Genomic DNA, 22,120 nt, shown 5'->3' with positions numbered 1-22,120 from the left:
CGCTACGCGATGGTGTCCTTACCGCTCAGACTCGCCCGAGGGACCGCCCTCCGCCCCTGCCGGACCTCCACTTTCAGCTGGGCAATCCACGTCGACGAGCGCAGCGACACGCGAGCCCAGATCATACATTGCGAGAAAAATAAAATGCTCCCATAGTCTTATGCCGAATGCATAAAGTCTGACGGCCTCATCACATGCTTCTTTGAATTTATATGCAAGTACTCTCGGGTGGTGTCCATGTTCCTCCTGTGACGTGATCAAGCGCAGCAATTGATTAATGAAATCGGCCTGTGGCTGTGCCGGATCGAGCAAGGAAATGTAATGCGCCGCATTTTCGGGGACGAACTCATTATTGATGGTATGGCAATGCAGCCCTCGGATGATTTTCCACGCCACTCGCGTGATACGTTGAGCATCGTAATGTTTAGCGATGCATCGTGGTGGATAATAGATCCCTCCAGGCGTCCTGTGCTGAAATTCAGCATATACTTGACGAACCAGGCCCAGTCCCGCTTTACGTTTCATACTCCTTGCAATGTCTTTCCATAATAGGCTCCCCATTGTTGTCTTCATTGCAAGCGGGCCGAGCGACAGGCGAAAATAATCCTCATCACGCTGAAACTCCTTGTTGCAGTGTTCATGAGTTGGCAAAGTGACGAGATTCGGGGCCTTTTTCAGTACATCAGGGAAAAATTGTTTTGGAGGGACATGGTCGTACGAGGAATGTCCCATGATCGGCGTGCCGCAGAGATAGCATGTTGGATGCATGCCAGCACGGTTTCTCGTTCTAACCGCCGTATTTCGACATGCTATGGGCATATTGAAGCGAGTACCATCACAATGCAGGGGCTGTCCATCGGCACAGTCTGCCCCGGCGCCTGATGGTGCAACGGTCGAGATCGCGTGTTGGGGGGCCCAGGGGCTCTCGCAGCCGATTTCCCCGTGCGGCATATAACGACGAAATCGGCGAGGGTGAGCGGCGCGGCGCCTCGATGGCGCCGTGACCGCGTACCCTGGGCCCCCCAACACGCGATCTCGACCCCCCGTATTGAGATGGAACATCGTCAAGCAGACACGTGACGGCGTTATCTGTCATTAACATGGCCTTTACATGGCCTGATAGCGGCGCTATATTCTGGCTATGTCAACGATCAATATTTCCTCCCTCAAGAATCAACTGAGCGCCGTCTTGCGGCGGGTGCGGCGGGGCGAGGAAGTCCTCGTGATGGACCGGGATCGCCCCGTCGCGCGCTTAAGTCCCGCGCGCCACCACGGCGTGCCGGGGGATGATGCGGCATTCTTGGCCGAGCTGGAGCGGCGCGGGGTGATTACGCCGGCGGCGCGGCGGCGGCCGACGCGGCAGTGGATCGAACAGCGAATCCTGAAAGGCGTGAAAGGCGGGGCGGTGCGGGCCTTGCTTGCAGAGCGTGAGGAGGGGTTGTGAACTTCTGGGACGCCGCGGCCTGCTTGCCGTTAGTGGTGCGGGAGGGATCGAGCGGCGCGGTGCTCACGCTCTACGAGCGGAGCGACGCGATCGTCGCGTGGACGTTGACGCCGGTCGAAGTCGCGTCCGCGCTCGCGCGTCTCCAACGCGAGCGGCGGCTCCGCCATACGCAGGCCGAACGGGCGTTCGCAGTGTGGGAGGGGATTGCGGCGGGGCTCCATTTCGTGACCGACGTGGAGGCGGTGAAGCGCCGCGCCATCCGACTGCTGCGCGTCCTCCGTTGAAATCCGCCGATGCGTTGCAACTCGCAGCGGCGCTGGTGGCCTGCGCCGATCAGACCACCAGGCACAGTTTTGTCACTCTCGACACCCGCCTCGCCCGCGCCGCTCTGCAGGAAGGGTTTTCCGTGCCGTTGTTCGAGAGTGAGTAGAACCGGCACTCCTCGAATGATCCTTTATAGCCGATCCCCCAAGAAGGCCGTGAAAAATTCCTGCCATGGGAAGACCTGGACGTGACCGATCGTTTTGCGATGCGGGTCTTGAGAAACCACGAGCGCCGTGCTGTCGTCGAGCCCACTCGTGATCCGGGCCAATGAGGAGCAATCCTGTTCCATTATCTGATCGGTCGATTTGATTTCAATGAAGAGCGTGGCTTTCCCCGGGCGGCTAATGATGAGATCGACCTCTACACCGTCTTTCGTGCGGAGATACTGTAACGTTTCATCGCGGGCCCGGTATTGACAGTGTTTGAAGCATTCACTGATCACGAATTGCTCGAAGAGCCGCCCATACTCGTACGTCTTGGGTCGCACCGGCAGGTCGAGCGTCTTCTGCAGCGCCCGGAGCATGCCGCAATCGATGAAGTAAAACTTTTGCGCCTGTCGCTGTTGCCTGCGCAGCGAGTGGGCGTATGCCGACACGTGGAAGCCCAGCAGCGTATCTTCCAATATTTCAAAATACGTGCGGACGACGGTGTGATCGGTGCGAACTTCGCGCGCGACTTTCGAACAATTGATCGGTTGCCCGTTCATTTGTGCGGCGACTTCGATGAATTTGCGAAAGGTGGGCAAGTTGCGCACGATCTGCTCCGCTTGGATTTCTTCCTTCAAGTAGGTATGCGCATATGCCTGCAGGAAGTTTTTTTTGAGTGCGTCTTCATCAAAGGACCAGACCTTTGGCAAAGTCCCCCAGGCCATGGCGCGATGCAGATCAAAATGCCCCGCCAATTCTTGCGCCGTAAAGGGGTAGAGGTGATTGACGAACGCCCGACCCGCCAACAGATTCGCGCCGCCGCGTCGCAGCTTCCGCGCCGATGATCCGGACAGCGCAAAGTAGAGCGAGCGTTCTTCAATCAGTTTGTGGACGAGATTGAGCAGCCGCGGCACCTTCTGCACTTCATCGATCACGACCCAAGTCCCGGCGGGCAGCGGCTGACAACGCCGCGTTAGCTCATTCGGGTCGACTTGGAATAAGGCCTCTTCATCGGGGTCGAGTAAGTCGATCCAGAGTGTCTGCGGCCGACTCCCAAAAGTTTGGCGCAGGTAGGTCGATTTTCCCGACCCTCTGGGGCCAAAGAAGAAAAAACTATAGTCATGTTTGATGGTTATATATCTGGAGAACATGAACTCAATATATCCGATAAATTGTGGTCATACAACCTGATATTTTGTTGTGTTACTTCTTACTCAGCATCGTCCCGGAGAGGCCGTCGTAGAGGAGTTTGGCGACTTTGAACTTCGACCAATAGCCGACACCGGGGGCGTTCAGCATTAAGACGAAGCGATAGTGGTGGCGGCTTGGGGTGTCGAAAAATCCGGCCAGTGTGGAGACGCCATTCAACGTGCCGGTCTTGGCCTGAAACGGGGGTTCTTTCATTGGGACGAGGTCGCGATAGCGTTCGAAGAAACGGACTAAGCGCATCATTTGATGGGCGGTGACTTGGTTTTGCTTCGAGAGTCCGGAGCCTTCCATCACGACGAAGTTTCGCCACCCGAACTGCGTCTTCAAACACTCGTGCATCACCGCTTGCCCCTTCTCGACCGTCGCGGGTGGGCCGAATTTTTGCGCGCCCATCGTGAGGAAGAGTTGATTGGTCATTAAGTTGTTAGAATTTTCGAGCAATGCACGGATTAAATGCGGGAGGGACTGCGACGAGGTATGCACGTACGTGGCCGCCAGTCCGTTCGGCACGCGGCCGGCGGTGATTTCACCAGCCACCGCGACGCCCTCGTGTTCGAAAAATGCCTTCAACAGATGTCCGACGTACAGCAGCGCCTTGCCGGAATCGCGCGAGACGTTGATCCGATGCGTTCCCGCGCGTAGTCCCTTCGCCAGGTCAAGCGTCATTGCAGTGATCGGCGTTTGCGGTTCGGCCGACACGACTTGGCCGTTCTTCGCCTTGCGAATAAAAATGGTATTAAAGTTCGCCAACAATGCGCTGTTTTGCGCGTCGTAGGGATTGGCCGATGCGGATTGGCCGTCGATGGCCAGATGCGGCGCGAAGAACGAGTCGTCCAGCACAATACCGCGGACGTCGTGGACGCCGCGCCCGCGCAACCCACGCGCCGCTTGGGCCAACTCTTCCGACGTGAGCGCCGGATCGCCGAAGCCCTTCACGTATAACACGCCATTGGTGCCGTAGTGGAAGCTGGTCTGGAAGCGGTAATTATTTGGCAGCGTCAACAGTGCGCACGCGGAGGTGGCGAGCTTGAGGATTGAGGCGGGGACGAATGTTTCATCGGCGTGCAAGTCGAGTACGGTGCGGCCCGACTGGTCTTCCACGAGCAGCGCGCCGTTGCCGAGTGTTGCAGTGAGTTGCGCGACCCATGCCGGCTCGGCTTCGGATGCCGCTGAGGTGGTGTGGAGAACGATGCCCATGACGACGACGATCCAGAGCTGCCGCGAAATTCGTAACACCTTGTCAAAGGGACCCATGTCGAAATCATAAAAGAAGGAAGCGAGGAAATTTGTCAAGGTTTTGTCAGCCGTTGGTTGACAATAAATGCGTCACTTCGTAATCAGCGGGCCGTGGGAAACGCACCCTATCCATTAGCGAGTCGTGAAGCGCAACCGCAGCCGACGCAAATAGCGGTCGGGGCGGCAGGTGCATTGGTCGGTCGGGGCGCGTTTTTCCTCGCGGCGGGTCCGTGTGCCGTCGAAGACGAAGCCCAGTTGCTCCAAGTCGCGGTGGCTGTGAAGGCGGCCGGTGCGAACGCCTTGCGCGGCGGGGCGTTCAAGCCGCGCACCAGTCCGTATGATTTTCAAGGCCTCGGCGAAGCGGGGCTGCGACTGTTAGCGCGGGCCCGCGAAGTCACCGGATTGCCGATCATCACGGAGCTGCTCGACCCGCGCGACGTCGGCGCCGTCGCGGAATACGCCGACGTGATCCAGATCGGCTCGCGCAATACGCAAAACTATCCGCTGTTGAAAGAAGTGGGGCGGTTGAATCGTCCGGTGTTGTTGAAGCGCGGGATGAGCATGACGATCCAGGAATGGCTGCTGTCTGCCGAATACATCCTCGCCGGCGGGAACCCGCATGTCATCCTCTGCGAACGCGGCATCCGGACCTTCGAGACCGCGACGCGACACACCTTGGACTTAAACGCCATTCCCGTGTTGAAAGAGCTCACCCACTTACCGATCATCGTCGACCCGTCGCACGGCACCGGTCATGCGGCCTATGTCCCCGCCATGGCCAAGGCCGCGACCGCCGCCGGCGCCGACGGCCTACTGATCGAAGTCCACCCCAACCCAGCCGCTGCCGCCAGCGATGGCGCCCAATCTCTCGACCTCCCCGCGTTCACGCGCCTGGCGGAGGAGTTGGCCGTGTTGCGGGGGGTGGGCAATAAGATGCGTCGCCGGCACGCTTGTGCACCATCTGATTGACAGCCTCCCATCTCTGTGGTTCCTACGCGCCGTGTATATCCTTGGTATCAACTGTTTTGGGCATGATGCTTCAGCGGCGCTTATTCACGACGGTCGGATTATTGCGGCGGCTGAAGAAGAACGGTTCTCTCGCAAGAAACATGATGGATGGCTTCCGGCACTGGCCATTCAATATTGTCTGCAAGAGGGCGGTGTTGATGCCGCCGACATTTCACAGATTGCGTACTATTGGAATCCATGGATCGAACCGCAACAAATCATTCGGCACGTGTTGCGATATTTTCCGAAATCGCTCCAATTGTTTCGGGGTGCGTCTTTGCATTACCCCTTTCTGAAGCGCTATCCGTGTATGGTGCGGTTGCGGCACCTGTTGCGGAAGGTCTTTCCTTTCCGTAGCAACGTGTCCGTCGTCTACGTTGACCATCATCATGCGCACGCCGCCAGTTTCTTCCTGAGCCCGTTTGCTGCAGCGAATGTGCTGGTCGTCGATGGAATCGGCGAGTGGTCGACCAGCAGTTTCTATGTCGGGCAAGGCAATCGTCTGACATTGCTTCGTAATATACAATTTCCGCACTCTCTCGGTTTTCTCTATTCGGCGATTACTCATCATCTCGGTTTTCAACCGAACTCCGATGAGTGGAAAGTCATGGCGCTGGCGTCGTATGGCGATCCGCAGGTGTTGCGTGAGGCCTTTGCGGATCTCGTCCATTTGGAAACTGATGGGACATTTCAGCTCAATCTGCACTATTTCGATTACCATCTACGGGGTGCACAACGATGGGTGTCGGATCGGTTTGTTCGCTGCTTCGGTGCGGCGCGCGTACGCGATACATCCCTCACTCCGCATCATATGAATATTGCGGCGGCATTGCAGTCACGGTTTGAAGAGGCCATGTCGCATATGGTGCAAGCGTTGTGTGTCGAATCCGGGCTGCCCGATTTGGTGTTAACCGGGGGTTGTGCGCTCAATTGTGTGGCCAATGCAAAGCTCCAGGTGCGCGGCGGGGTGGGACAAACGTATGTTCCCTTTTCGCCGGCTGATTCCGGTACCTCCATTGGGGCTGCCTTGTATCTGTACCATCATCTGTTGGACCGTGTGCGCGTACCGGCGACAGCATCCCCTTACTTGGGGCCGGCCTATTCCGATGCCGCTATTGAACAAGCGGTGGCGCTGGCTGGACTCTCGTGGGAGCGAATAGATGATATTTATGCGGAAACGGCACGTCGTTTGGAAGAGGGGCAGATCGGCGGATGGTTTCAAGGGCGCATGGAATTTGGACCCCGTGCGCTGGGGAATCGGAGTATTATCGCGGATCCACGTGTTGCACAAATGCGGGATATCATTAATGCGAAGGTGAAGTTCCGGGAATCGTTCCGCCCGCTCGCGCCATCCGTCACCGTTGAAGCCCAAACGCAATTTTTTGCCGGTGACATGCAGTCGCCTTACATGTCCTTTGCCCCGCTGTCGACCGTCATCGGCCGGCAACGTATTCCCGCCACGATCCATGTCGATCACACGGCGCGGTTGCAGTCGGTCTCCCAGTCAATGAATGAACGGTGGTGGCGACTCCTGAAAGCCTTCGAGTCTCGAACCGGCATCCCGGTCATTCTGAACACGTCATTCAACGTGCAGGGTGAGCCGATTGTCTGCTCCCCCACGGATGCCTTGCGTTGTTTCCATCATGCGTCGCTCGACTTCTTAGTGTTGGGTGATTATCTCATCGCCCGTGGCGCAAATTGATCATCGTGGATGCGTTGTACTTAGGGCATGTCGGGTGTCGCGATGGGTTTCCACCCGATGAACAACCGATTCAGCCCCCATTGGGTCCAGAACCGATGTATGGACACGTTCCGGAACCCCGCCATTGCGAGGTGCGCGCGAATACATGGCGCTGGGACCGAGTATGTCTCGCCCGGCGCCATGCCGCGGGCGGTATCCATATCATAATGCGTGCCGAAGAGCCGATCGTACCATGCAATGACTCGATGGATGAGGGTCTCCGCCCATGGGACTCCCATGGTCACCACGATTCGGCCGCCGGCCTTGAGGCATCGATAGGCTTCTCCCAGCTCCCGCGCTCGCGCGGACACGGGGATGTGGTTGAGACATGCGATCAGTGTGACCGTGTCGAAGGTGGAGTCGGCACAGGGGAAATGATCCAAATTGGTTACTAATTCATTCTGGGCCAGCCCTTCATACGCGAATACATCGAATCCTTGGCCGTGCCCGCCCAAGAAATTGCGAATAAAGAGATTGTGTTCCCCGCACCCGATGTCGAGGCACAGACCATGGACGAAGCGCGCGACGTAGTCAAAACGTTCGGTGCGCAATGATGAAAGCCCCCAACCGTCTTCTGTAAACAGCGTCAGTGCCCGTATTGGAAACGTGACGGCATCCAGAATTTTTTGACCGACCGAGCGACGTTTTGTTGGGAGCGAGGGAGTGTTCGACATACAGTGAAGGGAACGTGACGGCCGTTGCCGCTGTTGTACGCATTATTGCATAGATTCGGAAGTGTATGGCAGAGTGTCTCGGCCGGTGCAATTGGAATCCAAACCCTGCATCACCGAAAGCACATTTCGTGGTTTGATCTTGACAGTGTCATGAGTTGCGAATTATTGCCAGCACCTCAAAAAAACCACTGTGATCTACATCCGGTTGCAAGACGGGAGTGGGCGAGTGTGGTAGTTGATGGGAGCTGCGTATGAATATCACGATCGTTGGATCCGGATATGTGGGGCTCGTGAGCGGGACGTGCTTCGCTGAATGCGGGCACGCCGTGACCTGCTTGGATCTGGACGAAAAAAAAATAGCGCTGCTGCAACAAGGGCGCTCCCCTATTTATGAGCCGGGACTGGATGAGTTGTTGCGGAAAAATATCGAAATGCGACGGTTACAATTTACCACCTCGTGGGATGTATGTATTGCCTCAGCCGATGTCATATTTATTGCGGTGGGCACGCCAACGTCGCGGCGCGGGAATGGCTATGCGGATATGTCGTATGTCTATGAAGCGGCGCAATCTCTGGCGTTGCGCCTGCATCGGTATACTGTGATTGTCAATAAATCGACCGTGCCGGTGGGATCTGCGCGGCAGGTCGAGCGGCTGATTCGCGAGGTCAACCCTCAGGCCGAATTCGACGTCGCCTCGAATCCCGAATTCTTGCGGGAAGGCGCAGCCATCCAGGACTTTTTGAATCCGGACCGCGTGGTCCTTGGGGTCTCCTCGGAGCGGGCGTGGCACATCTTACAAGAGGTCTATCGGCCGTTGGGTCTGGATAGTCACCGTTTGGCCGTGACGTCGCTCGAAACCGCAGAATTGGTGAAGTATGCCTCGAATGCATTCTTAGCGACCAAGATCAGCTTTATCAACGAAATAGCCAACCTGTGTGAAGTCGTAGGGGCGGATATCCAAGACGTCGCGCGGGGAATGGGGTTGGATTCGCGCATTGGTCCTCAATTCTTACATGCGGGCCCGGGCTACGGCGGTTCCTGCTTTCCGAAGGACACGCTGGCGTTGATTCGCATTGCGCAGGAACATAATGCGCCCACGCGCATCACGGAAGTAGTGGCCGAAGTCAATAACGCACAAAAGGCGCGCATGGTGGGCAAGATTGTACGAGCTTTCGACGGCGCCTGCTCTGGGAAGACGTTGGCGGTGCTCGGGCTGGCCTTCAAACCAGAGACCGACGACATGCGAGAAGCCGCGTCGATGACGATTCTGCCGGCGCTTACGGATCGAGGTATGCGGATTCGCGTGCATGATCCGGTCGCGATGGAGGAGGCTCGGAAACATCTGCCGGACCTGGTTTATTGCCAGGATGCGTACGACGCATGCAATGGGGCGGATGCGGTCTGTTTGATGACGGAATGGAACCCATACCGCTCGTTGGATCTGGTGCGCATGAAGGAACTGATGAAGTCGCCGGTGTTCATCGATCTCCGCAATGTGTACGATCCGGAGGCCATGGAACACGCGGGGTATCGATACGTCAGCGTCGGGAGGAGCGATCGTGATGGACGCGCGTGAGCTCGTGCTGGTGACGGGGGGGGCAGGGTTTATCGGCTCTCATGTGGTCGAGCGTTTCGTAGAAGCCGGCTACCCGGTGCGCGTGCTCGACAACTTGTCGTCGGGTGTCTTGAAGAATTTGGACGCGGTTCGGGAGCGCATTGAATTTATTGAGGGCGATATTCGAGATGCCGCGATGGTTCGACGCGCGATGACCGGCGTGACGTATGTGACCCACCAAGCTTCTTTACGCAGTGTGCCGAAATCGGTGGAAATGCCGGAAGAATTTCACGATGTAAACGTGAATGGAACCTTGTGTTTGCTGTCAGCGGCGCGCGAGCAGGCTATTCAGCGTTTCGTTTTTGCCTCATCGAGCTCGATTTACGGTGATACGAATCAGTTTCCGCAACGGGAGTCGCAAACGTGTTGTCCGATTTCTCCGTACGCGCTGACCAAACTGATCGGCGAACAGTACTGCCGTTTTTACAGTCAAGTCTATGGTGTGCCGACTGTGGCACTCCGGTATTTCAATGTGTATGGTCCTCGCCAACCATTGGAAGATCGATATTCCGCAGTGATTCCGAAGTTTCTCGCCGAAGCGATGGCGAATCGCGCGCTGCCGATATACGGTGACGGTACGCAGAGTCGCGATTTTACCTATGTGGCCAACGTCGCCGAAGCCAATCTGCGCGCGTGTTTGGCCCCACCGAGTGTCTGTGGGGAAGTGTATAACGTTGCGCTGGGAGAAACGCATTCCATCCTGGAGTTGGCGCGCGCGGTCATTTCGCTGCTCGATTCGCAGAGCACGTTGCAGTTTTCTCCGCGACGTGTAGCCGATGTCTCTCGGACCCACGCCGATGTTGCCCGAATCCGCGAGTGCATGCAATTTTGCGGAGCCATCGGTTTTGATGAGGGGTTGCGCCGGACTATCGAATACCAGCGCCATTCGGTGGGAACATCGTCGGGCAGTATCGGATGAAACATCTGACGCGATATTTTTTTGGCACCGTCGCGAGCCAGGTCTTTGCCTTTGCGTTTCTGGTTGTCTTCTCAAAAATTCTTGCGGTTGAAGACTTCGGAGCGTTGACGCTCATTCTGAACGTTGTGGCGCTGCTCAGTGGCTTCGTAGCGCTGGGCCTGCCGCAAGCCGTGGTGAGGTTCTTTCCGCATTATGAGGAGCAAGCGAGTGAGGCGCAAAAGCGGTTTTACGGAACGGTTTTCGGGGGAGGATTACTGCTTGGCTGTGGGGCATTGTGCGGTCTGCTGTTGGTTGTGAAGCTGTTCCCACTCCCTTCTTTTATCATATCAGAGGAGCGATGGTGTTGGGCGACGGTGGCGGTTTTGTTCGGCGTGCTTATCGAAATTGCGATGTGTGTCCTTCGTGCGCAGCACGCGTCGAGCGCATTTAATATTTTATTAGGGCTGCGCAAAATGTTGTTGTTCACATTCGGCTTTGTGCTTCTGATGGGCTTCTCAAAGCACGTTCTTCTGCTATTGCAGTGTTTTTGTCTTGCGGAGGCCAGTGTCTGTGTGTTGGCCATGCTCTGTATTGTACGGGGCAATCGGAGCGCCCTGTCGATCCGCATTGATGGCGCTTTGTTCAGAAATTTTGTGGCCTATGGGTGGCCCCATGCGGTTGTCATCAGTGGTGTCTACCTGCTCAGTGTTGGGGACCGCTTTGTCGTGCATGGGTTGCTATCGGCCAAGGACACGGGGGTTTTTGTGGCTGGTTCCACGATTGCGTCCGCGTTGGCCAGCGTGCTGACGCGGCCGACGAATCTTTTTTTGTTTCCGACGTATAGTCGTATGTGCGCGAAGCAAGGCGTCCAGCGAACCGGGCAGTATCTGTCGAATTTGATATTGCAGTATTGTGTTGTGGCGGTTTTGCTCGGAATACTTCTGAGTTCCATCGCTCCCTGGGTCATTCCGATCATGACGTCTGCAGAATATGCGTCGGCAGCCGGCATTTTCCCTCTGTTATTGGTCGGACAGCTGGTCAGTGGGCTCATTAATTTTTCCGCGTCCGGCATGTATATGTCGCAGCGGCCGTACGGCATTGCGATCACGGCGTTGGGGGCGGCGCTGCTGAATGTTTTCTTGAACATGTATTTAATTCCTCACTATGGTCTCTATGGTGCTGGCATTGCCAGTATTTGTGCAATGACGGCGAATGTGGTGGTGAGCGGTGTGATTTCGCGGGCATGGCTGCCTATCCCGTACCCATGGTGGGATTTGGCAAAAGTTGGAGCGAGTGGCGCGTTGGGATGGTCCGTGGGGCACCTCATTGTGCCCCATGTGCAACATTGGTTTCTCGCCGCGCTGGTGCTCGCTGTTGAAATCCTGATCTACGGAGTGGCCATCATGGCACTGTCGAAACGCCTGCGCAGTGTGTGGGGACAGTGGATAGTACATGGTATTCATGCGATACGGACACGATCGCGTCAAACGCTTGATATGCCGGCAACGCACTTGAGAGTGGGGCTATGACTCATCCTCCTCATGTATTGGATATCGCCAACAGCGATCAGTGTTGTTATTGCGGTGCATGTCTGGGCGTTTGCCCCGGTCTCGGTGCAAAGAAGAATTTACAGATTCAATCATTTACACTTGATGGGTGGAAGCTTCGTGTTCTCGATGAGAAGCGGTGTGAAAAATGCACGTTGTGCCGAGATACCTGTGTCATGGATGCGGTTGATTATCGAGTGTTGGAGCAACAAGTGTTTGAGCGGGAATCGGCACGCGAACACCCATTGTTGGGTCGGTATCGAGAATGTTTCGTAGGCTATTCAAGTAATGCTGAACGTCGTCTTTCCGGCGCAAGCGGAGGGGTCATTACGGAAATTCTGACTTGGATGTTTGATCAGGGCCGTATTGATGGTGCATTGATTGTCGTGCCGGGCTTTCGTGGGCCGATGGATTATCAGGGGATCATAGTAACGTCTCCGCAGGATCTGGCCTCCGGTGCGGGATCTCATTATGTGCCGATTCCTGCGATGGCGGCGGTTGACCAAATTATTTATGGTAATTTTCGGAAGGTTGCGGTTGTCGGGATCCCGTGCCAGCAGGATAGTTTGCGTAAAGCTGGTTTGCGGATTAAAAAATTGAATGAGCGCATCGTGCTCAGGCTCGGCATTTTTTGTGGCTACGCAAGCCATTTTCGAGTGACGGAATATCTGCGGTCTCGGATTCCGTCCGAGCGGCGACCGCAGGTCACACAACTGCTCTCTCGGAAAGGGCACTGGCCTGGTCATACGCAAGTGACCTTTTCCGATGGAGAGGTGGACGAGATCGAGGGAGAGGTGCGCGATCACGTCGCATTTGCGGGAATCTTGCCGGCCTGTCTCTATTGTGCCGATCATTTCAATGAATTGGCCGACATTTCACTGGGCGATGCCTGGCTGCAGGAATACTTGGATCGCAAAGATGGTGGCTATTCAGTGTTGGTGGCTCGGACCGCCGCTGGGGAAGAAGTTCTTCGGACGATGCTGGGACAGCAGCGGCTCATCGTCGAAGCATTATCGGCGGATCGTGTGGTGAGAAGTCAATACGGTCCGCTACAATACAAAAAACAAGGTTTGGGAGCGCGTTGGTTTCTCCGCCGCCTATTTACGGCGCGCGTTCCACGCATTGCCAATGCGCGGTTGATGCCATGGGGACCTATGGATCTCGTGGCGGCTTTATTGTTACTCGTGCAGATCCGCGTTGCCAAATACAATTGGTTTTGGAAATTTCTTTACCGCTCACCAACGGGCCGTATCCGCCGTTTGTTTAAACTGATGAATATTTTACAAAAGCGGTATTTTATTCGACGGCGCATATGGAAAAAATTGTTAACAGTCTTTCAGCGTGTCTAAGGAAAATCCGGTATTATGGAGTGCGAGCCTCTGTTCGGCGAATTTCTCGTCGCGCGACGTATGCGCTTTGTGGGTGGTCGGGGATTGATAGTCTACTGATCTCGCAACAGGCGCAACGGCGTCTTCGAGGTCAGTCGTTGTATCCGCAGATGTACTTGCCGCGTGTCTCAATCGATATCGTCGCGTGGAACCATATCATCGCGACCCAGCCGTCGATCGCCAGCGCGTTGCAGCAGTATTGCGATACATGCCCTCACTGGTCATTGGATGCGCAGTCTGGACGTGTGTTCCCTTGCCGTCACCAGCAGCGGCTCGATTATTCGCAGTATGGTGACAGTGGAGCACGATACGGCGATTACATGTTCCCGATCGAGTGGAGCAAGCATGGCTTTGTTCCCCTCTTTGCATTGGCCTATCGGTGCACGCGCAATCCCGATTATCTGAGCCGTCTCGAAACAGTATTGCGGCACTGGCGGGCGACTTTTCGAGTCGGTTATGGGGTCGCGTATGTGATTACACTCAATGTGGCGCAGCGGTTGATTCATTGGATGCTGGCGTTGCAATTATTTGCAGACATACCGGAGGCGGCGGACCTTGTGCGTTGGATCACGCGAGAGGCCTTTCGTGAGTATGCCTATTTGCAAATGTACAACACGATGCACTACGATCGGAGAAACAATTTTGCTTTTTGCGAATGTGTGGCGTGTATCGTTTTCCTGAAAACGTTTATCCGGACGACACTCGCGCGTGAACAACTCTCGTTGTGGGAACGGCGTTTATTGCAAGAATGCGAGCAGCAAATTGATGCCGACGGTTTTACGCGCGAGGGGTCTTTTGCGTACAGCCGATTCATTGGGGAGTTATTACTCCTGGCGGCCAACTATGGTGTCCGTGATGTGCTGCCGTATTTACAGCGGATGGCAGCCTTCCTGCGGGCCATGGTAACTGCGCAAGGGATGTTGCCGGCATTTGGTGATGCAAGCACGGAACGTGGTTTTACCCTCGGGGTTGTCGACGATATCAATGATGCGCGGACATTTTTCGCCCTTGTGGAAGCGCTCAGTCCGGATGGGCTGCTGGTTGGCTCGGGCGGTGTCGATGTCGAATATCTGATGTTTACCGGCGCCTGCCACCGACCGAATGGAGTTTCCGATTCTCCCGGTCGGCGAATATTTCGCGTTGCTGGGTATGGAGCCGCCAGATATTCATGGGGAAAAATGGTGATCGATTTTGCTGATATTGGGATGAGCGGACGTGGTGGGCATGGCCATTGTGATGTCGGCAGTTATACCGTAGAGACGTCTGTGGGGGCACTGGTTGTGGACCCGGGCACGAATATCTATTTTCAAGACCGGGCGCTTCGCAATTTGTACCGCTCTGCAGCGATGCATAACATCACGCGGATCGATGGAGCGGAGATGTGTGTGTTGGGGCCCGGGTTATTCGAAGTTTCCCACGCGCCCCGCGTGTTTTGGTCGCATGATCTCCAAGCGGATGGTGAGCGTTATTCCGTCGAGCATGAGGGGTTTATTGTCGCAGCGCATCGCGTGCCTGTGATGCGCGAGGTGAGAGTCCATAGCCGCGGTATTGATGTGAGCGATCGGTGCCGAGTTGATCTGTTGGAAGCCCGTTCGGTTGTCAGCGCGATCCATTTCGCGCCATGCTGGCGCGTTGTGCAAGATGGGGATCGGTATCAATTGATTGGCATGTCGGATGTGAGATGGGAACTTTCTATTCGAGAGGCGCTTCAACATGAGCGGGTGCAATATGACTATAGTGATGGATATGGTCGCGTAACGCCGGCGGCAAAAATTATTATGCAGGGTCGTAGCGAGATCCATTATTCTCTTACTTGCTGCGACTTGGAGCCGTGCCGTCAGGTAGACCGTTGAATTGAGAAAGCCATGTGGGGGGCGCGTGGAGTCGCAAGCACAGGTTGATCTTTTTTTGCGTTGGAAGGGCAAGCTTTTTCGAACCGAGATCGATCCACTGGTCTGGGGTACGGGGCTGCCCGCATTCAAACTGATTGCCGGCTACACTCTCAGGAAAGCTGTGCCGCCCACCGAAGCGCCCCGAGGACGGGCGATTCGGTGTTTGCGATCTTTGGTCGCTTTGGGGACTGAGTTTCTCGCGTTGTACCGCCAAATCGGTCTGACGCAGTTGCTCAGATATGTGTATTATCGCCGGCTGCCCCGTCCACTCTCGGTCGATGCCGTTCGTGTGATGTCGATCGAGAGCTCACGAGAAAGTGTGTTTGTGTGCTCGTCCGGGATTGTCCTCAAGTCACATTATACGAGTGCAGAAATCCACAATGGGCTATTCGATGAACAGCTGCTCAGCGCCGCAGATGTTTTGAACGAGTGGGCTGGCCATGATCTCCACATGCAGGCCGCTGTATTGCCGGTTGGTGCCATTCGTCGACAAAGGGGAGCCGTGAAGTGCCGGCAACCGCAATGGATGGTCGCGGGTGCCGGAACATATACGGCATCGGTGCTGATCCCCGCGATCCGTAAGACCGGAGGCGGCGTCGTCGCGATTTGTTCCAACACCGTTGTGACGTGTAATAATTTGGCCAAGGCATTTGATATCCCCAACACCTATGGTGACTATCAGGCTATGTTGGACGCTCACGGCGCGGACAATATTCTAATCGCGACACCGAACTACTTGCATCCGCTGCATATTCGAGCAGCGCTTGAAAAGAATCTCCGTGTGTATTGCGAAAAGCCCGTCGCGATTGATCAGGCGGGTGTTGCAGTACTGGAGCCGGTCGCACACAGTGCGCGCTGTATGGTGGGATTCAATAGGCGCTTTGCACCCGCTATACAGGCATTGCGACGGCATCCGGCCTATCAGCGATGTGGGAGCGCGTTGCTGCTCCATTATCTGGTGAATTTTGGTTCTGCGATCCCGCCAGGCACAGCGGATCGCCGCTCAGGGGGCGGCGTGCTGCACATGGCGTGTTGTCATTATCTGGACCTGATCGAGTACCTCGGCGGTGCCAAGGTCGTGGCGGTACAAGTTATGTCGGCGGTGTGCGAGTCACGGATGCAGAATTCAACGGCTCTTTCTTTTGTTGTCAATCTGCAATTGGAAAATCGCGCGGTCGGGACGTTGTCATTTTCCACGAGAGGGGATCGGGCCTGGGACGTTAAAGAGCGCCTTATTGTTGTGGGAGATCATTTGAATGCCGTCATTCACGACTTTTCGACGCTCAATATAAATGGTCAGACGCAACGGTTCTTTCACGACCATTATGGAGTCTGTGAGGCATTTCGGCATCTTCGCGAAGGCGCGGCGAGTCGGCGCGGAGAAACGCCGTTGCTGCGAGATGCGGTGCGCAATGTAAACGTCTTGCTTCAAATTGAACGCATGCTTGCCGAACCCTCTGGCGGTTCGGCGCGGTCGACGTGTTTCGGACGGACATCATAGAAGCTGGGGGAATTCATGCGCGTCGCGATTCTGGGCTGTGGATATGTGGCCGATTTCTATATGGCGACATGCTCTTGTCATCCTGAGTTAGAATTGTGCGGCGTTTTCGATCGCGATCCGGAACGATTGGGCGCATTCCGCGCGTACTATGGTGTCAACGCGTTTGAGAGCCTGGATGCCTTGCTGCATGATGCCTCCATCGAGATGGTGATCAACCTGACTAATCCGCGGAGTCATTACGAGACGAATCGTGCCTGTTTGTTGGCCGGTAAACATGTCTATTCGGAAAAGCCGGTTGCCATGGATCCGGCGGGCGCGGCCGAGCTGATGGCATTGGCGCAGACCAAAGGCGTGGCCTTAGGATCCGCTCCCTGCAGTGTGTTGGGGGAAACGGCGCAAACGATTTGGCACGCGCTCAGTGCCGGAGCGATCGGCACGGTTCGTCTCGTGTATGTCAATTTCGATGCGGGTATGACGTCGCGTCAACAACCATGGAATTGGCGAAGCTGCTCGGGAGCGCAATGGCCTGCAAAAGACGAATTTGAAGTGGGCTGTACATATGAACATGCGGCCTATTTTCTGACGTGGCTCGTTGCGTTCTTTGGCCCCGTCCGGCGCGTGACGGCCTTTGCCTCGTGTCAAATACCGGATAAGGGGATCGCCGTTGATTCCCGCACGCCGGATTTTACTTTGGGCTGTCTCGAATTTGATGAGCGCATTGTTGCACGCGCAACGACCAGTATTGTCGCCCCACTGGATAAATCGTTGATGATTGTCGGGGATGAGGGAGTGTTGTACACGAAAGATATTCGTGACGATGCTGCACCGGTATACATTCGGCACCATGTACAGCGGCGGCTTTGTGGAGCATTCGAGTATCGTTTTGAGCACTGGCGCACGCGGTGGGAGCGTTGGTTGAATTGGATCCCATGGAATTGGGGGCATCACTGGCAGTTGAATTGGAAGGTGCCCTTTGCCCGGAAGCCGACATTGCGCAGTTCCGGGCGTTATAAACCGATTGATTTTTGTCGCGGTCCTGTAGAGATGGTCAGTGCGCTGCAAGCGCGGCGCCCCCATCGCCTTTCCGCGTCGCTTGCGATCCATGTCACGGAGGTCATTCAAGTGTTGCAATATCCGGAGCGATTCGGATTTCGATACGATATCCGGACTACCTGCGACCGCATGGAGCCGCTCTTGAGGGAGTGTCTGTCATGAGGAAAGGTCTTATTATCATTCCCGCCTATAATGAAGGAACCAATCTGGAAGCTGTGTTGCGTGCGTTGCTGATGCCAGGTCGGCGGGAAACGTGTGATGTGGATGTCTTGGTCGTCGATGATGCCAGCGATGATCAAACGAGGGGTATTGCGATCTCCCAAGGAGTGCTGTGCGTGACACATCCGTGCAATTTGGGATATGCCACAGCCTTACAAACGGGGATGCGGTACGCATTGCAGCGCGATTATGCATTTTGCATTTTTTTTGATGCAGACGGGCAGCATGATCCGGAAGCACTTGTTCGCCTGATCCATGAACGAGGCACAACCGGGGCGGATATGGTGATCGGCTCGCGGTATCTGCAGAGGGGCATGGCATTGCCGGCCAGTCGGTTGCGTCATTGGGGGAGCGTGCTCTTTGCGTGCTTTGTTTCGTTGCTAACCGGACATCGTTTCACCGATACGACAAGCGGTTTGCGGCTGCTCACACGGAGAGGGATGCACTGGCTCGTCCAAGAGACGTTAGGCGATTTTAACGCGGAAACTATCGTGTATCTGATCTGGCGCGGCGCTCGTGTCGTGGAAATTCCGATCCAAGCACGTCCACGACTTGCCGGAGTTTCGATGCATTCGCTGACGCACGCTTCTTTTTACCCGTTCAAAACCGTCTTGCTCACGGTTGTCTTGCTGATCAAAGCCATTAGTGTTAGGCGGGCGCTGCGATGAATTTTACGGGGCGGTTTATTATCATTTGTTTGGCTTTACTGCTCATGGCCATCGTGCTGTTGCTCATGCGTCGCCGTGCTATGGAGGTCGAATATGGTGTTGCGTGGTTGGGTGGAGCCGCTGTCACCATTTTCTTCATGGCCGCCGAACGGGTATTGTTGAAAGTGACGCATTTGTTGGGCGCGATCTATCCGGTTTCGGCGTTGTCGTTGATGACGTTTGTCGTGATCATCGCTTTTCTCGTTTTTCTGACTGCCCGCATTTCTATCCTCTCAGTTCGCTTGCGCACCATGGCTCAGTATATGGCGCTCAAAGATGAGTCTGCGTCAGGGACTCAGGCCGGTTGTGCCCCACCATCAGAGCACCAGGAGTGCCGTTCGTGATCAACAAAGATCGTCTCATGGAACCCGCGCCGGTCGCTCGCCCCGACCAGAATCAACATATCCGTTCGATGTCGCGGTCTTTGTTTTGGGGCATGGTCGTGTTCACGAGCGCACAGTTTTTTTGGCTGTGGTGGAAGTCGTCGCTCGGCTTTGATGAATCACTGTATCTCATTGCGGCGCGCAATCTCTATGAGCGCGGAACATTCAGCTTTCAAAACGATTTTACGCCGCTGACGTTGCTGCCGCTTTACTCGTTCGTTAGCGCGCCGTTCTTTGCGTTGCTTCATGATCCCGAGTGGATCGATTGCGTCGTCCACTTGTGTTCCGCGATGTGGCTTGGTTTCGCCACGGGTCAACTCACGAAAACCCTGTTTGGTAATCGTGCGGCGTGCTTGCTCCTTTACCTCTTAGCCGTGTTGCCGGCCACAAATGTGACGATCCTCTATTCCGGCACGCAAGTGCTCTATTTAGCCTTTTTTACAACGGCGGCCTGGTGTCTGTGGAGCGCTGTTCAAAGCCAACGTGTAGGGATGATGCTTGCAGCGGGGGCGTCTGTCGGCGCTGCGCTTTGGGCCCGCGCCGAGGGGCTGCTCTTGGCTGTGGGTCTCTGCGGAACGTTGCTTGGTTTGCTGCGGTGGCGTCGCATTCGTTGGTCCACCGGTTGGTTATTGATTCTTTGCTATGCCGCTCCCATTACGCTGGCACAGGTGGGGAAGCAGTGGTGGTTTGACGCTCTGGATCCCGGCAATGTAGTGGGGGGGAAGCTCGTTCGGATGCTGGAAGTCGGGGGCGATCTCTTCCAATTTGAAGGGATGGGGAAGAGTGGAGACTTTCAAGCCGTGCTGCGCGATGCGGAGCTGTCCTTTCAAAGCGAATTTTCAGGTGCAGAAGTTCCTGCAGGATTGTCGGATCTGCAAATTCTTTGGCACTTAGCAACCGTCAAGCCGACGTTTTTTCTGAAACGCATCGTCAAGAATGTGCGGTTTTTTTGTTATAGTTTGCCGTCGTTGCAGGTGTTTCCTTTTTTCCTCTTCCCGTTGCTCGGTGTGTGTATGTGTTTCGTTGCAAGAGCGCGGGAATCCGCTGTTGGATTATTTTGGTTGTCGAGCGGCCTTGCACTTCCCTCCCTTGGCTATCTGGTGTTCGGAGTCAGTAATCGGTATCTCGTGCCGCTGACGATCCCGCTCGCCGTCATGGTTGGGGCAAGCTTTGATTGCATGTTGAATCGGTGCTCGGTCTGGGGGAGGCCGATTGTTGCCGCAGTGCTGTTATTGCTGGGGTGCGCATCGCTTGTCTATGTCGGTTACCAGCGAACGGCGACCTACTTGCGGCCGACAGTGCAACAAAGTATTATGGCCTGCTATCAGCGTGTGACTCGGCATTTGGAACTACAGCATCTGGAAAATCCTGCCGTCATCACAACGAATCCGAAGCCGATTCTGTATGGGGGGCTCAATGTGCGGTGGCGGAATTTAAATGACGTCGTGCGCGCATTGCCGGCGGTGGGCCACGAGTATGTGGAGGCCATTGTTTACACGTTTGGGCCTGCCGAGCAGGAACACTTGGAAGCGTTTCAGCGCGTCGGGTATCGGAGCGAGTTGTTGTGTGAAGGGGATGGATTTCAGGTGGTTCAATTACACGCTCAGCGTCGATAGGACGCAATAGTGACTGATACAGTACACGAAAGCACAGCCCTCGCGGTACGCCGGCAATGGTGGCTGGTCGCTGTAGTCGTCGTGGCCGCGTGGTGTGGGACGGCCATTGAGTTGCCGCAGGCTTGTCTGCTCCCCATCGCTCTTGGTCTATGTCTCGTCTGCGCACTGAACGATTACCATGGCTTGCTCTTGCTCGCGATCTGTCTTCCCGTGTCGCCGGAAATCAATCTCGGAGCCATCATTACGCCAGGCGTGCGGACCGGCATCTTTGGCCATGAGTCGGGGCAGCCGGTGTCAATTAGTTTGTACGACCTACTCATTCTTTCGCTCTGGTGCGGCTTGTTATTCCGCCAATGTTTACAGGGGAGACTCGCATTGCGGATCGATCCGAGCGTGCGTGCTCTGATGGGATTTGTCCTCTGGGGCGGCGCCTCCATTCTCGTGAACTTGAGTACGTTGCGTGGGGGGCAAGCCACCGTGTGTCTGCTCTATCTGTTCAAGTTTTTTGAAGTGAGTAGTTTGTACGTACTTGTTCTGAATATTCTCAAAGATAAGACCCAAATTGTGACGATCTTGCGAGCTCTGCTGGTCGGAGGTGGGGTCCAATTGTGCATTGGGCTGCTGTTCCTGTTATGTATTGATCCCCACGAGCCGGGTGCCAATCCGCTCACGCCGTTTTTTTCCACGTTCGTGCAGGATCGGATCAACTATTTTGGCTTCTCCCTGCTCACCGTGGCGCTGTTAAGCTGTTTTCTCGTCTTTCGCAATCCCTGGGTGCATGCTCCGTGGTTGCGAATGGGATGCGCAGTCGCCATATTGCTCCATTTACTGATGGTGGCGTTGACGTTTAAGCGGACGCTGTTAGTGGGGTTGTTCTGCGTCGGCTGGTACGTATTCTGGGTGCGGCGCATGCTTTGGGTGCCGATCCTGTTGGGAGCCGTTGTGCTCTTGACTTTATATGGTGGAAGCGCCGATTTTCGTGGAAAAATGGCCATTACTCTGGGGCAGCGTTCCGACATCGCCTTCGGGACCTGGAGCGATCCGAAGCTCGTCGAGCAGGCCACGCCGTTACGTGAATGGATTGGGGGCGAGGTGCAAATGGATCCATCGTTAGCAGAGCGCCTGATGAAGTGGTATGTGACGTGGAGTCATATGGATATGAAAACGTTTGTATTCGGACGCGGTTTTTTCGCGTCCCAGTTCTACCTTGGATATCATCCGCACAATATGTATCTGCAGCTCTTGTTTGAAGTCGGTCTTGTGGGTGCACTGTTGCTGTTGCGTGTGCTGTATATTGTGGCTCGCCAATGTCGCGCGTTGGCCCGATGGCCGCATGTCCCGTGGTACGCGCAATTCCTCGGCATCTCGACGAGTGCCGTGTTACTGGCGTTTGCCTTTATCGGTACAACTGACGAGATTTTTTACTTTTTTCAGTTGATGACCTCCTTTTGGCTGTTGGTTGCGTTGGTGCGCTCTAGTTATGCGCATTTTTCTGTCATGCCACGCGGTTTTCGTTGA

Annotated in this window: 20 protein-coding genes; 16 read left to right on the top strand and 4 right to left on the bottom strand. The window is 55.5% G+C overall.

All coding sequences use genetic code 11. The annotated features are described in order from the left end of the window. Positions 1-18: 18 nt before the first annotated feature. Positions 19-768: a hypothetical protein gene (locus HY696_09735; GenBank protein ID MBI4238679.1), complete on the bottom strand. Its 750-nt coding sequence runs from the start codon at positions 766-768 to the stop codon at positions 19-21. 373 nt (positions 769-1,141) lie between these two features. Between HY696_09735 and HY696_09730 the strand changes: the two genes are divergently transcribed. Genes HY696_09730 through HY696_09720 form a run of 3 tightly spaced genes read left to right on the top strand, consistent with a single transcriptional unit; the run spans position 1,142 to position 1,874 of the window. Further along, positions 1,142-1,444 carry a type II toxin-antitoxin system prevent-host-death family antitoxin gene (locus HY696_09730; protein MBI4238678.1) on the top strand — a complete coding sequence of 101 codons (303 nt, stop codon included), beginning with the start codon at positions 1,142-1,144 and terminating at the stop codon, positions 1,442-1,444. Then, on the top strand, positions 1,441-1,728 hold the full coding sequence (locus HY696_09725; GenBank protein ID MBI4238677.1) for a hypothetical protein: 288 nt from the start codon (positions 1,441-1,443) through the stop codon (positions 1,726-1,728). The genes HY696_09730 and HY696_09725 overlap by 4 nt, the downstream gene beginning before the upstream one ends. Beyond that, positions 1,725-1,874: a hypothetical protein gene (locus HY696_09720; protein MBI4238676.1), complete on the top strand. Its 150-nt coding sequence runs from the start codon at positions 1,725-1,727 to the stop codon at positions 1,872-1,874. Before HY696_09725 ends, HY696_09720 begins: the two co-directional genes overlap by 4 nt. A 24-nt stretch (positions 1,875-1,898) precedes the next feature. On the opposite strand, the gene HY696_09715 is transcribed toward HY696_09720, so the two are convergent. After that, positions 1,899-3,065: an ATP-binding protein gene (locus HY696_09715; protein ID MBI4238675.1), complete on the bottom strand. Its 1,167-nt coding sequence runs from the start codon at positions 3,063-3,065 to the stop codon at positions 1,899-1,901. Positions 3,066-3,117: 52 nt separating this feature from the next. Then, entirely contained in the window at positions 3,118-4,377 is a 1,260-nt protein-coding gene (locus HY696_09710) for a D-alanyl-D-alanine carboxypeptidase (protein MBI4238674.1), read from the bottom strand. Between the two features lie 6 nt (positions 4,378-4,383). Between HY696_09710 and aroF the strand changes: the two genes are divergently transcribed. Then, entirely contained in the window at positions 4,384-5,328 is a 945-nt protein-coding gene (gene aroF, locus HY696_09705) for a 3-deoxy-7-phosphoheptulonate synthase (protein MBI4238673.1), read from the top strand. A 31-nt stretch (positions 5,329-5,359) separates the two neighbouring features. Next, on the top strand, positions 5,360-7,069 hold the full coding sequence (locus tag HY696_09700) for a carbamoyl transferase (protein MBI4238672.1): 1,710 nt from the start codon (positions 5,360-5,362) through the stop codon (positions 7,067-7,069). 20 nt (positions 7,070-7,089) lie between these two features. Here the strand turns inward: HY696_09700 and HY696_09695 are convergent, their stop codons facing one another. After that, positions 7,090-7,782 (bottom strand): class I SAM-dependent methyltransferase, encoded by a 693-nt coding sequence (locus HY696_09695; GenBank protein MBI4238671.1) that lies wholly within the window; start codon positions 7,780-7,782, stop codon positions 7,090-7,092. A 251-nt stretch (positions 7,783-8,033) separates the two neighbouring features. Here HY696_09695 and HY696_09690 point away from each other — a divergent pair, with 251 nt between their 5' ends. The 11 genes from HY696_09690 to HY696_09640 all read left to right on the top strand — a co-directional run bounded on the left by HY696_09690 (position 8,034) and on the right by HY696_09640 (position 22,120). Then, positions 8,034-9,359, top strand: coding sequence for a UDP-glucose/GDP-mannose dehydrogenase family protein (locus tag HY696_09690; GenBank protein ID MBI4238670.1), 1,326 nt, complete (start codon positions 8,034-8,036; stop codon positions 9,357-9,359). Continuing rightward, positions 9,346-10,317: an SDR family NAD(P)-dependent oxidoreductase gene (locus tag HY696_09685; protein ID MBI4238669.1), complete on the top strand. Its 972-nt coding sequence runs from the start codon at positions 9,346-9,348 to the stop codon at positions 10,315-10,317. Before HY696_09690 ends, HY696_09685 begins: the two co-directional genes overlap by 14 nt. Continuing rightward, positions 10,314-11,825 (top strand): oligosaccharide flippase family protein, encoded by a 1,512-nt coding sequence (locus HY696_09680; GenBank protein MBI4238668.1) that lies wholly within the window; start codon positions 10,314-10,316, stop codon positions 11,823-11,825. Before HY696_09685 ends, HY696_09680 begins: the two co-directional genes overlap by 4 nt. Next, positions 11,822-13,192 carry a Coenzyme F420 hydrogenase/dehydrogenase, beta subunit C-terminal domain gene (locus tag HY696_09675; GenBank protein ID MBI4238667.1) on the top strand — a complete coding sequence of 457 codons (1,371 nt, stop codon included), beginning with the start codon at positions 11,822-11,824 and terminating at the stop codon, positions 13,190-13,192. Before HY696_09680 ends, HY696_09675 begins: the two co-directional genes overlap by 4 nt. A gap of 524 nt (positions 13,193-13,716) precedes the next feature. Further along, positions 13,717-15,084 carry a heparinase II/III family protein gene (locus HY696_09670; GenBank protein ID MBI4238666.1) on the top strand — a complete coding sequence of 456 codons (1,368 nt, stop codon included), beginning with the start codon at positions 13,717-13,719 and terminating at the stop codon, positions 15,082-15,084. 25 nt (positions 15,085-15,109) lie between these two features. After that, a complete protein-coding gene (locus HY696_09665; GenBank protein ID MBI4238665.1) occupies positions 15,110-16,624 on the top strand; it encodes a Gfo/Idh/MocA family oxidoreductase in 1,515 nt (504 codons plus the stop codon). Positions 16,625-16,639: 15 nt separating this feature from the next. Beyond that, the gene (locus HY696_09660; protein MBI4238664.1) at positions 16,640-17,839 is read left to right on the top strand and encodes a Gfo/Idh/MocA family oxidoreductase; all 1,200 of its coding nucleotides are present in this window, start codon (positions 16,640-16,642) and stop codon (positions 17,837-17,839) included. Then, on the top strand, positions 17,836-18,564 hold the full coding sequence (locus HY696_09655) for a glycosyltransferase family 2 protein (protein MBI4238663.1): 729 nt from the start codon (positions 17,836-17,838) through the stop codon (positions 18,562-18,564). The genes HY696_09660 and HY696_09655 overlap by 4 nt, the downstream gene beginning before the upstream one ends. Then, complete coding sequence (locus HY696_09650; GenBank protein ID MBI4238662.1) at positions 18,561-18,947, top strand: DUF2304 domain-containing protein; 387 nt, start codon at positions 18,561-18,563, stop codon at positions 18,945-18,947. Before HY696_09655 ends, HY696_09650 begins: the two co-directional genes overlap by 4 nt. Beyond that, positions 18,944-20,602, top strand: coding sequence for a glycosyltransferase family 39 protein (locus tag HY696_09645; protein ID MBI4238661.1), 1,659 nt, complete (start codon positions 18,944-18,946; stop codon positions 20,600-20,602). Before HY696_09650 ends, HY696_09645 begins: the two co-directional genes overlap by 4 nt. A 9-nt stretch (positions 20,603-20,611) precedes the next feature. Further along, positions 20,612-22,120, top strand: a complete 1,509-nt coding sequence (locus HY696_09640) for a hypothetical protein (protein ID MBI4238660.1) — start codon at positions 20,612-20,614, stop codon at positions 22,118-22,120.

This window comes from Deltaproteobacteria bacterium (assembly GCA_016210045.1).
Classification (GTDB): Bacteria; UBA10199; UBA10199.
Note: the sequence above shows the minus strand (reverse complement) of the source record. Positions and strands in the feature narration are given on the sequence as shown.

Excerpts from the sequence above, each read along its gene's own strand:
- HY696_09735 (MBI4238679.1), bottom strand. The coding sequence starts at position 768 with ATGCATCCAACATGCTATCTCTGCGGCACGCCGATCATGGGACATTCC.
- HY696_09730 (MBI4238678.1), top strand. The coding sequence starts at position 1,142 with ATGTCAACGATCAATATTTCCTCCCTCAAGAATCAACTGAGCGCCGTC.
- HY696_09715 (MBI4238675.1), bottom strand. The coding sequence starts at position 3,065 with ATGTTCTCCAGATATATAACCATCAAACATGACTATAGTTTTTTCTTC.
- HY696_09710 (MBI4238674.1), bottom strand. The coding sequence starts at position 4,377 with ATGGGTCCCTTTGACAAGGTGTTACGAATTTCGCGGCAGCTCTGGATC.
- HY696_09695 (MBI4238671.1), bottom strand. The coding sequence starts at position 7,782 with ATGTCGAACACTCCCTCGCTCCCAACAAAACGTCGCTCGGTCGGTCAA.
- HY696_09690 (MBI4238670.1), top strand. The coding sequence starts at position 8,034 with ATGAATATCACGATCGTTGGATCCGGATATGTGGGGCTCGTGAGCGGG.
- HY696_09685 (MBI4238669.1), top strand. The coding sequence starts at position 9,346 with ATGGACGCGCGTGAGCTCGTGCTGGTGACGGGGGGGGCAGGGTTTATC.
- HY696_09680 (MBI4238668.1), top strand. The coding sequence starts at position 10,314 with ATGAAACATCTGACGCGATATTTTTTTGGCACCGTCGCGAGCCAGGTC.
- HY696_09675 (MBI4238667.1), top strand. The coding sequence starts at position 11,822 with ATGACTCATCCTCCTCATGTATTGGATATCGCCAACAGCGATCAGTGT.
- HY696_09660 (MBI4238664.1), top strand. The coding sequence starts at position 16,640 with ATGCGCGTCGCGATTCTGGGCTGTGGATATGTGGCCGATTTCTATATG.
- HY696_09655 (MBI4238663.1), top strand. The coding sequence starts at position 17,836 with ATGAGGAAAGGTCTTATTATCATTCCCGCCTATAATGAAGGAACCAAT.
- HY696_09650 (MBI4238662.1), top strand. The coding sequence starts at position 18,561 with ATGAATTTTACGGGGCGGTTTATTATCATTTGTTTGGCTTTACTGCTC.